Annotated in this window: 18 protein-coding genes; 14 read left to right on the top strand and 4 right to left on the bottom strand. The window is 44.5% G+C overall.

From position 1 onward, the window contains the following. On the bottom strand, positions 1 to 359 hold a 359-nt coding region (locus B3D47_RS01480; RefSeq protein WP_286859569.1), incomplete at its 3' end, for an NUDIX hydrolase. A 124-nt stretch (positions 360 to 483) separates the two neighbouring features. Here B3D47_RS01480 and B3D47_RS01475 point away from each other — a divergent pair. The 9 genes from B3D47_RS01475 (at position 484) to B3D47_RS01435 (ending at position 8,787) form a co-directional block, all read left to right on the top strand. Beyond that, positions 484 to 1,098, top strand: a complete 615-nt coding sequence (locus B3D47_RS01475) for an NUDIX hydrolase (protein WP_004811271.1) — start codon at positions 484 to 486, stop codon at positions 1,096 to 1,098. A 15-nt stretch (positions 1,099 to 1,113) separates the two neighbouring features. Next, the gene (locus tag B3D47_RS01470; RefSeq protein ID WP_286859567.1) at positions 1,114 to 1,644 is read left to right on the top strand and encodes a gamma carbonic anhydrase family protein; all 531 of its coding nucleotides are present in this window, start codon (positions 1,114 to 1,116) and stop codon (positions 1,642 to 1,644) included. Positions 1,645 to 1,779: 135 nt separating this feature from the next. After that, a complete protein-coding gene (tsaB, locus tag B3D47_RS01465) occupies positions 1,780 to 2,445 on the top strand; it encodes a tRNA (adenosine(37)-N6)-threonylcarbamoyltransferase complex dimerization subunit type 1 TsaB (RefSeq protein ID WP_286859565.1) in 666 nt (221 codons plus the stop codon). 16 nt (positions 2,446 to 2,461) lie between these two features. Continuing rightward, positions 2,462 to 3,286 (top strand): undecaprenyl-diphosphate phosphatase, encoded by an 825-nt coding sequence (locus B3D47_RS01460; protein WP_286859564.1) that lies wholly within the window; start codon positions 2,462 to 2,464, stop codon positions 3,284 to 3,286. After that, positions 3,280 to 4,101: a class I SAM-dependent methyltransferase gene (locus B3D47_RS01455; protein WP_286859562.1), complete on the top strand. Its 822-nt coding sequence runs from the start codon at positions 3,280 to 3,282 to the stop codon at positions 4,099 to 4,101. The genes B3D47_RS01460 and B3D47_RS01455 overlap by 7 nt, the downstream gene beginning before the upstream one ends. A 121-nt stretch (positions 4,102 to 4,222) precedes the next feature. Further along, positions 4,223 to 5,623 carry a C13 family peptidase gene (locus tag B3D47_RS01450; RefSeq protein ID WP_286859561.1) on the top strand — a complete coding sequence of 467 codons (1,401 nt, stop codon included), beginning with the start codon at positions 4,223 to 4,225 and terminating at the stop codon, positions 5,621 to 5,623. 39 nt (positions 5,624 to 5,662) lie between these two features. Further along, complete coding sequence (gene fghA, locus B3D47_RS01445; protein ID WP_286859560.1) at positions 5,663 to 6,499, top strand: S-formylglutathione hydrolase; 837 nt, start codon at positions 5,663 to 5,665, stop codon at positions 6,497 to 6,499. 116 nt (positions 6,500 to 6,615) lie between these two features. Next, positions 6,616 to 7,734, top strand: coding sequence for a YjgN family protein (locus B3D47_RS01440; protein ID WP_286859558.1), 1,119 nt, complete (start codon positions 6,616 to 6,618; stop codon positions 7,732 to 7,734). Positions 7,735 to 7,746: 12 nt separating this feature from the next. Then, on the top strand, positions 7,747 to 8,787 hold the full coding sequence (locus tag B3D47_RS01435; RefSeq protein WP_286859556.1) for a M48 family metallopeptidase: 1,041 nt from the start codon (positions 7,747 to 7,749) through the stop codon (positions 8,785 to 8,787). A gap of 3 nt (positions 8,788 to 8,790) precedes the next feature. On the opposite strand, the gene B3D47_RS01430 is transcribed toward B3D47_RS01435, so the two are convergent. After that, entirely contained in the window at positions 8,791 to 9,081 is a 291-nt protein-coding gene (locus B3D47_RS01430; RefSeq protein ID WP_004811251.1) for a DUF2218 domain-containing protein, read from the bottom strand. A gap of 173 nt (positions 9,082 to 9,254) precedes the next feature. Here B3D47_RS01430 and rpe point away from each other — a divergent pair, with 173 nt between their 5' ends. The 4 genes from rpe (at position 9,255) to B3D47_RS01410 (ending at position 12,186) form a co-directional block, all read left to right on the top strand. Beyond that, a complete protein-coding gene (rpe, locus tag B3D47_RS01425) occupies positions 9,255 to 9,941 on the top strand; it encodes a ribulose-phosphate 3-epimerase (protein WP_071320891.1) in 687 nt (228 codons plus the stop codon). A 643-nt stretch (positions 9,942 to 10,584) separates the two neighbouring features. Further along, positions 10,585 to 10,902 carry a quaternary ammonium compound efflux SMR transporter SugE gene (gene sugE, locus B3D47_RS01420; RefSeq protein ID WP_004811247.1) on the top strand — a complete coding sequence of 106 codons (318 nt, stop codon included), beginning with the start codon at positions 10,585 to 10,587 and terminating at the stop codon, positions 10,900 to 10,902. A gap of 110 nt (positions 10,903 to 11,012) precedes the next feature. Then, a complete protein-coding gene (locus B3D47_RS01415) occupies positions 11,013 to 11,495 on the top strand; it encodes a methylated-DNA--[protein]-cysteine S-methyltransferase (RefSeq protein WP_286859588.1) in 483 nt (160 codons plus the stop codon). 37 nt (positions 11,496 to 11,532) lie between these two features. Beyond that, complete coding sequence (locus B3D47_RS01410; RefSeq protein WP_286859554.1) at positions 11,533 to 12,186, top strand: nuclease-related domain-containing protein; 654 nt, start codon at positions 11,533 to 11,535, stop codon at positions 12,184 to 12,186. Positions 12,187 to 12,202: 16 nt separating this feature from the next. Here the strand turns inward: B3D47_RS01410 and B3D47_RS01405 are convergent, their stop codons facing one another. Next, positions 12,203 to 13,153 carry a tRNA dihydrouridine synthase gene (locus B3D47_RS01405; RefSeq protein WP_004811242.1) on the bottom strand — a complete coding sequence of 317 codons (951 nt, stop codon included), beginning with the start codon at positions 13,151 to 13,153 and terminating at the stop codon, positions 12,203 to 12,205. A gap of 210 nt (positions 13,154 to 13,363) precedes the next feature. Here B3D47_RS01405 and B3D47_RS01400 point away from each other — a divergent pair, with 210 nt between their 5' ends. Continuing rightward, positions 13,364 to 14,128, top strand: coding sequence for a class I SAM-dependent methyltransferase (locus B3D47_RS01400; protein ID WP_286859552.1), 765 nt, complete (start codon positions 13,364 to 13,366; stop codon positions 14,126 to 14,128). A 67-nt stretch (positions 14,129 to 14,195) separates the two neighbouring features. On the opposite strand, the gene B3D47_RS01395 is transcribed toward B3D47_RS01400, so the two are convergent. Continuing rightward, positions 14,196 to 15,005 carry a cytochrome C assembly family protein gene (locus B3D47_RS01395; RefSeq protein ID WP_004893275.1) on the bottom strand — a complete coding sequence of 270 codons (810 nt, stop codon included), beginning with the start codon at positions 15,003 to 15,005 and terminating at the stop codon, positions 14,196 to 14,198. Positions 15,006 to 15,042: the final 37 nt, after the last annotated feature.

Genomic DNA, 15,042 nt, shown 5'->3' with positions numbered 1-15,042 from the left:
ACCAGTTGAGTTTTAAACAGCACATAAATCTGACCGATACGTGGAATATTGTACATACAGTACAGTTGTTCGATTTCCACTTCAGCTTCGGCTTCTTCACGGGTTTCACGTGCTGCGCCTTGTTCCATGGTTTCAAACAGTTCCATATAGCCGGCAGGTAAGGTCCACAGGCCATAACGGGGTTCAATCGCGCGTCGGCATAGCAGTACTTTGTCTTCCCAGACCACTAGGGATCCGCAAATAATCTTTGGATTAATATAATGAATAAAACCACAGGAGCTGCAGACATGACGAAGTTTTTGATCACCTAAAGGTATTTTTTCAGTTGTCTTATGTCCACAGGCCGTACAGAAGTTCATATTCATCATCAATGACAAAAAGTAGACTCAGGATAACTGAAAAATTGAAATTTGGCATCAATTCTATCCTCAGGAATCAAAAATCAGCTATGATGAAATCATAATGAGAATGAGGAAAGCGTGGATGGATGAACGCAATTTAACACACAGATTACAGCAACGTTTGCGCTTTTCCAGGCGGATTCAGCCAGCGCATGCTGCCGTGTTAATTGCGATTACGGATGAGTCGGATCCCAAGGTCTTACTCACCCGCCGTTCGGCTTATCTGTCTAATCATGCCGGTGAGGTTTCTTTTCCGGGCGGTAAGCGTGATCCGCAGGACACCAGCAATATCGTCGTAGCGCTACGCGAAGCCTATGAGGAAACCGCACTGAACCCTTTCGATGTGCAGCTCATTGGTGATCTGCCCATGCAAAAGGCACGAAATGGCATGTTGGTAAAACCGATTGTTGGACTGATTCCACCAAAAGTTCAGCTGATTCCACAACCCACTGAAATTGACCGGATTTTCTTTGCCTCACTACGGCATTTACTTGAAGCCAAACCCACACCTTATGAAGTACGCTTTGCCCAGCAGTCCTTATATTTCCCGAGTATGCGCGTGGAAAATGAAGTGGTCTGGGGGCTGACTGCGCGTATGCTGATTTCTTTATTCCAGTATGGCCTCGACTATAAAAAAGACTGGCCATTCTTACTTAATTCACCAGCTTTTAAACGATCAAAATTCTTTCAGGACTGAAGAGGATATTCAGGCATGTTGTACAAATTTCAGGGACATTCTCCAAAAGCGCTGCAACAACCATGGGATGGTTGGGTCGCACCCACAGCGACCGTGATTGGTCAGGTTGAATTGGGCAAACAGGTCAGTATCTGGTTTGGCGCCGTGGTGCGTGGTGATAACTGCAAAATCCATCTTGGGGACTATACCAATGTGCAGGAAAATGCCGTACTGCATACTGATGCGGGGATTGAAATGCATATTGGTGATTATGTGACGATTGGTCATCAAGCCATGCTGCATGGCTGTACCATTGGTGATAATAGCCTGATCGGGATTCAGGCTGTAATTCTCAATAATGCCGTGATTGGTAAAAACTGTATCATTGGCGCGAATGCGCTGATTCCGGAAGGAAAAGTGATTCCGGACAATTCTGTGGTGATGGGATCGCCGGGCAAGGTGATAAAAACCCTAGATGAAGATACTGTACAAAAGCTGAAAATGAGCGCACTGCATTATGCCAACCATTTTCAGAAGTTCCAGCAACTGGAACAGGTTGAGCTTTAAGCAACTCATCTACCTGTATTTATTGACCTGGCGATGGCCAGGTTTTTTTGTATCTGTTTCGGGAAAATCTCGCGTAGCGGATATGAGTGGAGTATCATATCGGCGTTTTTTATATTCTCTGAATTAAGGTTGTGCATGAAAGTGCTGGCATTGGAAACTGCTAATGAGCAGTGTTCCGTTTCTGTGATTGATGACACTCAAGAATTATTTTTCCAACTTGATGCGCGCGCAAAGGCACAAACGCAAACAATTCTCCCAATGATCGAGCAGGCTCTAAAAGATTTAAGCCTAGCGGTTTCTGATTTGACTGCGATTGCATTTAGTCGTGGACCGGGTTCATTTAGCGGTGTGCGTATTAATGCCGCGGTAACACAAGCTTTGGCGTGGTCGAATGACCTGCCTGTGGTGCCCGTTTCGACCTTACAGGCCTTGGCACAAGCAGCATACCGTTTGCATGGTCTGACCGAAGTGACTGCGGTACTCGATGCGCGTATGAATGAAGTTTATATCGCCAGCTATCAGCTGGATGCTCAAAACATCATGCAACCAGTAGATGAAGAACAGTTGCTTGGTTATGAACAGGGTAGTGCCACAGTAAAATTTGCTGTAGTCGGCTCAGGCGCTCATCTGGTTCAATTAGAAGAGACTGAATACAAGAATGTTACTGCGACTGCACAGGATATTGCCACGATAGCGCGTGTGGCAGCAGCATCAGAAAACTGGGTCAGTGCTGAACTGGCACTGCCGGTCTATTTACGCGACAACGCATGGAAAAAAATTCCAGAACAAGGCAAAGCATAATTAATCAGGATTAAGCATGGATCTATTACTGCTGCTGAAAGCGGCAATCATGGGTATTGTTGAGGGTATTACAGAGTTCTTACCGATTTCCAGTACAGGGCATTTGATTCTGGCTTCAGAATTAATGAACTTCTGGACCAAGGAAAAGAGTGATGTTTTCGTGATTGCCATCCAGATGGGGGCAATCGCAGCAGTGATTTATGAATACTGGACACGTCTGTGGGGAGCCGCCACCGGGATTGTCAGTGGTGAGCCACAAGGACGCCGTCTCGGTATTGGTCTGATTCTGGCTTCGATTCCAATCGTACTTATCGGGCTGACTTTTGGTCAAACTGTGAAAGAGTTGCTATTCAACAATATTGCAATTGCGATTGGCTTGATTGTCGGTGGTCTGATCATTATCTGGATTGAAAAGAATCCACCTCAAGTCCGTGCCCAAGAAGTTGAAGACCTGACCATTAAAGATGCTATCTGGATTGGTCTGATTCAGGTTTTATCGCTGATTCCAGGTACTTCACGTTCTGGTGCTACCATTATCGGGGCGATGTTCCTGGGAGTATCACGTAAGGCAGCGACTGAGTTTTCCTTCTTTCTGGGTATCCCGGTAATTGTCGGTGCAGGCCTGTTAGACTTATACCAGAGCTATGACGTGTTTAGTGGGACTCAGGACTGGGTGGTACTTACTGTTGGTCTTTTAGTGTCCTTTATTTCAGCATTGTTATTGATCCGTGCGTTAGTCGCTTATGTCGCGAAGCGTGATTTCATGATTTTTGCCTGGTACCGTATTGTATCGGGATTGCTCATTTTATTGTTTGCATACACAGGCTGGACATTATGGTAAGCGAGATTCGCTTATACACCGAGGCTGCATATATCGAGAAAGCACAGCACTTTGAGGCTGTGCTTTGTTCTCGTGCTGTACAGGTTCAGATTGAAACCGTGGAGAAACTCAATGCGCGTTTCTTTCGTCTGAATCCTGAACTGGCACTGTGTGTAGACGCGGACGGTTTATGGCTGTGTGCCAATGGCATGAAAATGCAACCGGACTGGAAAGCGGAAGTGGGGCGTTTAAAACGTGCTTCACTGAAGTCGGAAATGATTGCACGTGCTTGCAACTTGGGTGAAAAGCCGACCCTGATTGATGCGACTGCCGGTCTTGGTCATGACAGCCTGTTGATGGCACATCTTGGAGCGTATGTCACTCTGGTCGAACGTCATCCGATTCTATTTACCTTGCTGGAAGATACTCATGCACGTGCACAGAATGATGCTTTCCTGAATCCGGTTGTATCGCGTATTCATCTGATCTTCTCTGATTCTGCTGACTATTTAATCCAGCAGGCAGCAGAAAACGCCGTGGTGGATGTCGTTTATCTAGATCCGATGTTCCCGCAGCGTGACCAGAATCAGCAGGCACCCAAGAAACAGGCACAGGTGAAAAAACAGATGCAGCTATTGCATATGCTCTTGCCTGAAGATGGTGAAATGGACCTGGGCGATAACCTGCTAGAACTGGCACAGAAAATTGCTAAACGGGTGGTGGTGAAACGTCCACGTCTTGCCGTTTTTCTGGCTGATAAAGCACCCGATCATCAATGGCAAGGGGATGCTTGTCGCTTTGATGCGTATTTTCAGCATGATCTTGTAGCTGAATAAGATAATTGCTTCAAAATTCGCCAAGGATTTGTTATATAGTTAAAAATAGCATTGATAAAAGTCCTATCAAGCATAAACTTATTCTGCGAATTAGCGAGCCACTTGATCTCCCCGAAATCCTATGATCGACTTCAAACCATCCATTAATTTTTGGCACGATTTTAAGAGCAATCAAATTGCCGGAATATGGTTGTTTCTGGGGTCGAGGCGTTCCCTGCAAATGGTACGTCCCTCCATTCTTCAACTGGTGTTCTGGGGCATTCTGGGCGGTTGTGCCAACAGCCTGTTCAGCTGGCTCAGTTCAGGCCGGATTGGGGAATTTAACTCCCAAGGCCTGATTAGCTACGCACTCTGGCCTTTTATTGCCCTGATTGTCGGGATTTTTCTGTCACAGCGGATCAATAATCCGCGTTTGATGATGGTGCCGGCTTTGCTCTGGCTGGTACTGGATACGCACATCATGCTGTTCCAGTGTCTGATACAGTATCTGGGCGATCTCGACTATCTGCCGTACATCCTGTATGACTATATCCCGACCTTATTTGTGATGCTATTTGTCTGGCAAAGTCTGGCTGTGGTCTGGGTATTCTCACGTGAGCTGAAATGGCCGTGGTGGGAACGGGCACTAATTATGCTGGCAACCCTGTTTACCTTGGTTGTTTGGCAGATCTCTGTCAAAGATCAGCCGATCTGGAAAGTAGAAGAAGTCCCGCCAAGCTTTGCTGAAGATGCCTTCTATGCACAACCTAATTTACTAAACAAAGCGCTGGATTCTATTGAATATGGCGAGTTTGCGCAGTCACACTGGTATTTTGTGGGTGTGGCAGGTGCAAGCTATCAAGATGTATTCTATTCAGAGATTGAACGGATCAAGGAACAGTTTGATACCCGCTTTGGAACCTTTGGTCGTTCGATTGCCTTGGTAAATCATCCAGCAGCCCGCACCGAGATGCCAATTGCTTCCAAAACCAGTATGGAACTGGCTTTACGCCGTATTGGCCAGCAGATGAATCGCGAAAGTGATGTGCTCTTCCTGTACATGACCTCGCATGGTTTGCCAAACGTATTTGAAATGGAAAATGCACCGTTAGATCTGGCACAGGTCGATCCAAAGTGGCTGCGTGACACGCTGGATGCATCCGGTATCCGCTGGCGAGTTATTGTGATTTCTGCCTGTTACTCCGGCAGTTTTGTTTCTGCACTGCAAAATGAAAATACGTTGATCATCACCGCTTCAGCAGCAGATCGCCAGTCCTTTGGCTGCTCGAATGAAGCTGACTATACCTACTTTGGCCGTGCCTTCTTTGATGAAGCGATGCGTGAGCAGGACAGTTTAAAGGAATCTTTTACACAAGCCAGCCAGACGGTAGCGAAGTGGGAAAGTGCACAAGGTTTTGAACCTTCTGAGCCGCAGTGGGTCATCGGTAAGAATATGGAGTTGATGTTACCTCAGCTTGAACAACGTCTTTTCCCGCCAGCGACAACAGCTTCAGCTTCCCAGTCAGTCGCTTTGGCGCCCTAAACCGATCAATGACTTTAGAAAATACAAAAAGGAATCATGATGGAACTGCTACAGAATAATAGAAGTTTTGAAGGTGAACAGCGAATCTATCGCTTTGATTCTAAAGTGCTAAAAAATTCAGCACGCTTTGGTATATTTCTGCCGCCGCAAGCCTTGGCAGGACAAAGCTGTCCAGCGTTATTCTATTTGGCAGGTCTGACCTGTACTGAAGAAACCTTTGCGATTAAAGCGCATGCGCAGCGTTTGGCAGCACAGCTGGGTCTGATTCTGGTTACACCAGATACCTCGCCACGTGGTGAGGGGGTAGCTGAAGGAGACAACTGGGACATCGGACAGGGTGCCGGTTTCTATATTAATGCAATGCAGTCTCCTTGGGCTGAACACTTCCAGATGGAAAGCTTCATCATGAATGAGCTGTATCCCTTGGTAAATGAAGAATTTGAGATCCAGTCGGGCAGAATCGGTATCTTTGGACATTCGATGGGGGGGCATGGTGCATTAACCTTGGCATTTAAATATCCAGAAAAATTTGTCTCTGTTTCTGCCTTTGCTCCGATCTGTGCACCAAGCCAATGCCCTTGGGGTGAAAAGGCCTTTAGCAATTATTTAGGTGAAGATCGTGCAGAATGGGCCAAACATGATGCGACTGAACTGGTCAAAGCCAAAGGTGCACTTTATCCGGATATCCTGATTGACCAAGGCTTTAATGATCAGTTCTATAACCAGCTGAATCCTGCCTTATTCCAGCAAGCTTGTGATGCCGTGGGACAAAAGCTCACCTTGCGTGAACATCAGGGCTATGATCACGGTTATTACTTTATCCAAAGCTTTGTTGATGACCATCTACAGTTCCATGCGGTACAGCTCGAAAACTGATTTTTAGCTATAACCCAAAGCAAATGACTCATGGCATGAATGCAAATATACATGGCATCCATGTCTGATCATGCGCTATGCTTGCAAAGATTTATATAATAAAAACAAGGCAGTTTATGCAAAATACCAGTGATATAGACGCATCTACAATTCCTCCAGTTATTCCACCATTTCCACCTGATATTCCAGCCACGCCGGAAGTAAGACCTGTACGGGTAGGCGGATTACAGCATTTTCGTTTTCATGGGACTGCCAGTGAATATTTCGGTATCTGGATTGTGAATATCCTGCTGACAATCGTCACTTTAGGATTGTATTCACCTTGGGCCAAGGTACGCCGTCTGCGTTATTTTTATGGTAATACTGAATTTGTACAACGCCGTTTCGACTTTACTGGGGTACCAGTCAAAATTTTGATGGGGCGTCTGATTGCGCTGGGACTATATTTTGCGATTTCGATTGCTTCAAACCTGTCTACTACAGCGACACTGGTCGGGTTGCTGATTCTTTATCTGGCAGTGCCCTGGCTGATTCGGGCGACACTACGATTTAATGCCCGCAACAGTAAATTTGGCAATGCCCGGTTTTATTTTGGCGGCACCAATAAGGAAGCTTACTGGACCTTTATCAAAGCCATTCTGATTTATATCCTGACCCTAGGGATCTTTTTCCCGGTATTGGTCTGGCTATATAAACGTTATTGCTTTGATCATCTCTATGCAGGCCAGTTGAAATTCAAGCTGAATGCCACATGGGGCGATTACATGAAGGCCATGTATGTCCCGCTGTTTATTTTCATGGGTTTTCTGGTTGCGGTGATGATCTTTGGCATAGGTTCCAGTTTTGCCAATCTTGGCAATCCTGGAGTTTTAAGCTCGCTAATCGGCTGGATTGTGGCGATTTATCTCTTTGGTTTTTTCATCATTTTTCCCCTGATGCAGGCCCGGATTTTTATTACCACTTGGAACAATACCTCTATCAGTCGTAGCCAGTTCAAGACCGAGTGTACTCAATGGCACTATACCTGGATTCTGGTGACTAACTGGATTGCACGTATTCTGAGTTTAGGTTTGCTTACACCATGGGCAGCGATTCGTCTATATCGTTATCAGGTGGAATCATTAACCCTGAATTTACGTAATGATCCGGACATGATGATGAACAGAGCACAGCAGGATCACAGTGCGCTGGCAGAAGAGATCAGTGACATCTTCGATATTGATGTGTCGTTATAACAGGAGAAAAGTATGTCTGCTCAGGTCACTGACGTCATTTTCTATGATGGCATTGTCTCAAAACCGCAACCGGCGCAGGTGTCCCGGATTGATGATCAGTCGGTACTGATTCGTTACGGCGAAGCTTATGCACAGCAGCGGCGTTATCTGTATGCAGACATGCAGCTGATTGGAGCACTTGGAAAAATTCAGCCAGTGGTTGAACTCAAAGATGATGCCCGCCTGGAGTTTTCTTCTGAGCTGCCAGAATGGTTTAATTTGCAGCGTAAGGGATTACAGCACTCGATCTGGAAGCTGGAACGCACTCCGGCTTTGATTCTGTTTAGTGTGGTATTTGTACTGGCACTGGGTTTTGCGACAATTAAATGGGGCATTCCAGCAGCTTCCTATCATGTGGCTCATCATCTGCCTGCCAACACTTTGACGCGTATGGGTGATGAAGCAGAAAGCTATGTCTTTAAGATGACTGAAGACACTAAACTGCCTAAGGCACGTCAGCAGGCGATAGTAGCGCAATATCAACAACTGGTTGCAGGAGATCAGCCGGCGAAAGTGGTGTTCCGTCAAGGTGGAGCAATCGGTGCCAATGCACTGGCGATTCCAAATAATACCATTATCCTGACTGATGAACTGGTCGCACTGGCTCAGGATGATCGGGAAATTATGGGGGTGTTGGCGCATGAACAGGGCCATCTGGTGCAGCGGCATAGCCTGCAACAGGCACTTTCCAGTTTAGGGTTTAGCGTAATTTTAATCATGATTACCGGTGATGGTTCAGACTTGCTGACCAATTTACCGGTGGCAATAGTCGGTGCCAGCTATTCGCGTAATTTTGAGGCTGAAGCAGATGACTATGCTTTAAATGCGATGCAGGCCCAGCATATTCCCACCATTCATTTTGCCAACTTTCTGGAACGCCTGGCTAAAGACAGTGGGGAAGATAAGGAGGCCGAAAGCTCAGTATGGGATTTCTTTAGTAGCCATCCTGCAACACAAGAGCGGATTAAGGCGGTAAAAGCATTTGAGGCAGAACATACACTACGACAGCCCTGAGGCTTAGAGTTGCTGAATTTGCCATTCTGCCTGTAAAGGCTCCTGACCCATCCGTTCGAGATGCTCAATGACCACCTGCTGTAGTCGCGGCAGGTCGACATCTTCCTGCTGTACCCGAATCTGTACCCGTAAATGCTGATCCATAGGTATCATTTCCACCGTCGCATTTGGCATGTGAATTTGAATATTCTGTTCAGTCGAGGCCACTTCAAATTTGTGTTGCCAATGTTTCATTAACCGTAAGGCAATACGTTGAGCTTGTAAGGTCGGAATATCAGTATAACTTTCTTGCATAGTTTGAATGATCTTGTTGAGAGGTATTCATCATAGGCGGGAGCATCCATAACCGGCAAGTCTTGTCCTATAACAATTTGTTAAACGGATGCGATTATTCAGGCGAACAGACGCAGGCGCAAATACAATTTGTTATAATGCGGTATTCATCTCATATTCAGCCAGGTTCTTTCATGTCCAAGCCGTATTTAATTGCACCTTCTATTTTGTCTGCTGACTTTGCCCGCTTAGGTGAAGAAGTTGAAAATGTACTGGCAGCAGGTGCTGATGTTGTTCATTTTGATGTCATGGACAACCACTATGTGCCAAACCTGACTTTTGGGGCAGGTGTGTGTAAGGCATTGAAAAAATATGGTATTAAGGCGCCGATTGATGTGCATCTGATGGTCAAACCGGTCGATCGCATGATTGGTGATTTCCTTGAAGCCGGTGCGGACATTATTACTTTTCATCCGGAAGCTTCTGATCACGTTGACCGTTCTTTGCAGCTGATTAAATCTGGCGGTGCTCAGGCAGGTCTGGTATTTAATCCGGCAACACCTTTGCATTACCTTGATTATGTACTGGATAAAGTGGATCAGATCCTGTTGATGAGTGTAAACCCGGGCTTTGGTGGTCAGAAATTCATTCCGATGACTTTGGATAAATTACGTCAGGCACGCAAGATCATTGATGCTTCTGGTCGTGATATCCGTCTAGAAGTAGATGGTGGTGTAGGACCAGCCAATATCCGCGAAATTGCAGAAGCAGGTGCGGATATGTTTGTGGCAGGTTCAGCGATCTTCGGTAAACCGGATTATAAAGCTGTGATTGATGAAATGCGTGCAGAACTGGCGAAAGTAGGACAAGTCACTGTCTGATCGGAATTTTATGTTATTCACAGCAAGTTGTGGATAACTTTATGGATAAGTATATGGATATCTATGTGGGTAACCCTATGGATATCCAGCATAAATTGTAATCAATTGTAGCTTGGTTGTTTAAGCATTATACAAAATATGTATAAAAAGAACTCAATTTGGGTTCTTTTTCTATTTTGAAAGACTTACAAATTCTGGTGTTTTATTCACCTATGCTTACAAATCAAGCTTTATAAAAAGTGATCAACTTATTTTAAATTCGTGTTTCATTGTGTAACTTCTCCGAACAATTTTAAATTTAATTCATGTGCATAACTTAATTATTTGATGTGGATAAACTTCTTGTTTTGGAGCAGTGCTGAGCACTTTGTTGTCATTTTTAAAGTGACTGAGAACTCTGTTTTATTCTCAACTATGTGTCTAAAGTAGCGATTTTTTCAAGAGGTGTCTTGGGTGCTTAAGTTAAGCTGAGTTAAGTTACATCTCATACGGTCAATTTTTGTAATCTACACTATATTTTTGCAAGTAATTTTATACAATCTCACAGTTTTAGGAGGAACGACCTCCCTTGATGTAAAATATTGCTTTTACTCAGGAAAAATCGTCAGGACGGCCTGATTTCTTAATTCATGAAGGAGGGCATATGGCCTGGTTTTTACTCATACTGGCAGGTCTTTTTGAGGTAGTGTGGGCCTACTCAATGAAGCTATCGGAAGGCTTCAGCAAACTGACCCCCAGCATTATTACTATCTTTTTCATGTTTCTAAGTTTTGCACTGCTGGCTTACGCTATGCGTACGCTACCTTTAGGCACCGCCTATACCATCTGGACCGGAATTGGTGCAGTTGGTTCTTTCCTGATTGGGATTTTTATTTTGGGAGAACCTGCGACTGCCATGCGCATGCTAGCAGCTGTCTTGATTATTTCCGGTCTGGTTTTGATGAAACTCTCATCTTCTTAAAGTTTATAGGGTGTACCCTAATGTAAATGTTTCAGTATTTATTTATATCAGCCTTATATTGATCATTGCGTTAAAATAATCTTTCTATGGCAATCCAACAGGGTGAAGACATGAACTTAAGCTATATCTATATGGATTCACCTGTGGGGCAATTGCAATTGGTTGCCAGCGCTGAGGCACTGGTTGCGGTGCTCTGGGATTGTGAAACGCCGAACCGGGTAAAGCTGGCAACTTTAGTGGAAGATCCTGAGCATCCTGTTCTGGTTGCGACTAAAGTACAGTTGGAACAATATTTTGCTGGTCAGCGTAACTGTTTTGATATACCACTCGATTTTGCTGGTACACCATTTCAGAAAAGTGTCTGGCAGGCCTTGCTGAATATTCCTTATGGAGAAACTCGAACCTATCGTGATATTGCCCTGGAAATTGGCAATCCGAAAGCGGTTCGTGCCGTGGGGGCTGCCAACGGTCGCAATCCGATTTCGATTATTGCTCCATGCCATCGTGTGATTGGTGCCAATGGCGCTTTGGTGGGTTTTGCAGGTGGACTGGACCGCAAGGAAATCCTGTTAAATATTGAACAAAATAAGTAAGATATATTCTATCCTAATAAAAATCTGACCAAACAAAATGAATCCATTTTTTGCTCCAGTGATTGAAAATTTCTGGTGGCTGTTTCTTTTATTTTCCTTAGCAGCTTTATTCAAGCTATTTAAACCATATCTCAAAGGGAAATTCGGTGAGTTTACCGTTGTTGTGCATGCTAAACGCTATCTTAAACAGCCGCATTATATCTTGATGAATGACCTGACCTTTGAGGATGGGCGAGGGGCTACTACCCAGATTGATCATTTACTGTTAAGTCCATTTGGGCTATTTGTGATTGAAACCAAGAACTATAAAGGCTGGATTTTTGGTGGTGAACGTCAAAAAATGTGGACTCAAAAACTTTATAAACAGAGTTATAAATTCCAGAATCCGCTGCATCAGAACTATAAACACGTCAAAGTGCTGGAACAGGTTCTGACAGACGTTTTAAGTCCAGAACATATCCATTCACTGGTGGTGTTTATGCCAGAAGCTGAGTTTAAGACCGCGATGCCAGCAAATGTTTTTCGTAATGCCATCTGGACGGATTACGTGAAAAGCTTTCAGGAGCCGGTAATTTCTGAAACCAAACTCAATCGGATTCAGCTGCATCTGGAGAAGGCTATGCTGGAGAAATCCAGACAGACCAATCGTCAACATATAGAGGGCTTAAAGCAGCGTAAGCAAGTTAAATAAAAAATCCCTGAAAAGTTCAGGGATTTTTAGCGGAATGCTGAGCATATCTGAGCTTTTCGGTAATTTCTTCCAGCGGTTTTACCCGTTTTACTTCATCCCACAGCGACTTCGCTTCAGGATAATGCTTGGACATCATGCCGAGCCACTGCTTATAACGACCGACCATATTCATTTCTTTTTTATAGGAACCATTCAGAAAACGAATTTGCAGACCAAGCAGTTCGTTCCAGCTAATGAGTGGATCATCACTATTTTTACGGATACATTGAGTCAGATCAGGCGTCGTTACTGCACCGCGTCCAATCATCAGATCTTCACAACCAGATTCTAGCTGACATTGCTTGGCATCGGCATTTGTCCAGATTTCACCATTGGCAATGACATTAATTTTTAAGGCTTCACGGATCGGTTGTAGCTGGTCCCAGAATGCAGGTGGGGTATAGCCATCCGCTTTAGTCCGCGCATGCACTGTTACCCAGGCAGCACCAGCATCTTCAATGGCATGGGCATTTTCCAGCATAAAGTTACGGTCCATATAGCCAAGCCGCATTTTTGCGGATACCGGAATATGTGCAGGAACCGCATCACGCACAGCTTTCACCAGCTCATACACGACTTCAGGTTCATCCAGCAGTACTGAACCACCACGATGACGGTTGACGGTTTTAGCCGGACAGCCAAAATTCATATCAATTGCGGGTGCACCCATAGCAGCAACTTTGACTGCATTGGCTGCCAGCATTTCCGGATTATTCCCCAAGAACTGTACATGTACCGGTGTACCGGCTGCAGTTTTACCTTCATTTAGGAGTTCAGGGCAATAATTATGGTAAACATGGTCCGGCAACAGCGAATCTGTGACACGAATAAACTCGGTCACACACCAGTCAAAGCTTCCGACGGATGTCAGTACATCGCGCATAATCGGGTCCGTTAAGCCTTCCATGGGTGCAAGAACAAGTTTCAACGTGTTCACCTGTGAATTTGAAAAACGGTGTTATACGGCTTTTTCGCCTGAATGTCCAGGCAGTTTAAATTTCATGCTTATAAAGGAAGGAAGCGTAAAAATGAATTTAGTACAGATCAACAGAGGAGCTGTCTTCAGCACAATAAAATAATAGAGTTTTAAATATTGATGGCTATATTGAAAAGAACAATAAATCTTCAGGATAGCAGTATGGAACAGCCTCATTTCAAGGATTATTTCTCCAAGCAGTCACAGGACTACGCCTTGTTTCGCCCACATTATCCAGACATGTTGGGCAAGATATTGTCAGAGCTGTCACCTGATATACAACTGGCTCTAGACGTTGGTTGTGGTTCAGGGCAGTTTTCAGAGGTCTTGGCAAATTACTTCGATCAAGTGATTGCAATTGATGGCAGTGCTGAACAGCTTGCCCAAGCCAAGTCTCATCCAAAAATACAGTATCTTCAAGCTGCAGCAGAAAATATTCCTCTGGCTGACCAGAGTGTTGATCTGATTTCGGTAGCGCAAGCTGCACATTGGCTGGACCTGGACAAGTTTTATGCAGAAGTACAACGTATTGCGAAACCAAATGCCATTCTGGCTTTGATTACTTATGGTGTTTTTAATGTTGATGAGGAGCATTTGAATCATTATTTCAGGCATTTTTATGAAGTGACACTTGCTTCATACTGGCCGCCAGAACGTCATCATGTAGATGAAGGTTATCAGAATCTGATATTCCCATTTGAAGAAATTTCAATTTCGCCCCCTGTGCTGCAAGTTGAATGGAACTTTTACCAGCTGATTGGTTATATGAGTACATGGTCAGCTGTTAAAGCAGCCACCAAAGCTTTAGGACATAATCCACTCAATATACTGGCAGATACCATGTTATCCGAATGGGAAGATCCGGAATTGCCCAGAGTCATCCGCTGGCCCCTGTCGGTACGGGTAGGCAGAGTAAATCCAGATTAAGTTTTGGCAAATAAAAAGCCCAGTAGTTGGGCTTATGAAAATATTAATTTTAAAAAAAATCTTAAACTTACTTATTCAACAACATTTCCAGCACAAACTTGGAACCGATAAAACCTACAGCCAGCAAACCAAAACCGATTAAAGTAAAACGAACAGCCTTTTGTCCACGCCAGCCAAATTTCCAGTGACCAATCAGTAAAGCGCCATAGACCAGCCAGGAAATAATACTAAATGCTGTTTTATGTGCGAGGTGTTGGGCGAAGAAATCATCAATGGTAAAGAAGCCGAAACCTAAGGCAATGGTCAGTAAGACAAAACCGGTCATCAGCATATCAAACAGCAATGACTCCATATCCTGATACGATGGTAGCAGATTGACCCAGACCCGACGTTTCTGTTTTTTCTTGAGTTCACGGTCCTGAAAACGCAGAATCACCGCCTGAATGGTGGCCATCAGCAGTACCGCATAGGCAGATAATGACAGGATGATATGAATATCAAGACCAAGCGAGTTCTGCACAATGATTTTGGCTTGTGGGGTAAAAGCAAAGCCTAAAATCAGGCCAGTCGCTGCAACCGGAATACCAATCAGATTCAATGGCAGAATAGGGCGATAGGTACTATAAGCCAGACTCAGTAAAAGCATTAGTCCTGAAGTAAACGAAACCAGAACAAAGACATCGTAATTTATCCCCATCGGGGTGTGCATGTCACCATAAAGAACCATGCCATGTAACACCAGACCAAGAGCAGCCGTGATACCGACAAACCACTGATTTGGAATACGTTTCGACATTAAATGAACAAACAAATACCAGAAAGATGCGGTATAGGCGACTAATGCCAAAATTGTATAAACCAGAGGGAGGCTAACCATGTCTAACCTTTTTAAGGGTGATGAATATTCATTTATA

The sequence above is a fragment of the Acinetobacter sp. UBA3461 genome, assembly GCF_002381195.1.
Taxonomy (GTDB): Bacteria; Pseudomonadota; Gammaproteobacteria; order Pseudomonadales; family Moraxellaceae; genus Acinetobacter; species Acinetobacter schindleri.
The sequence above is the reverse complement of the archived record's forward strand: the minus strand, read 5'-3'. Positions and strand labels throughout refer to the sequence as shown.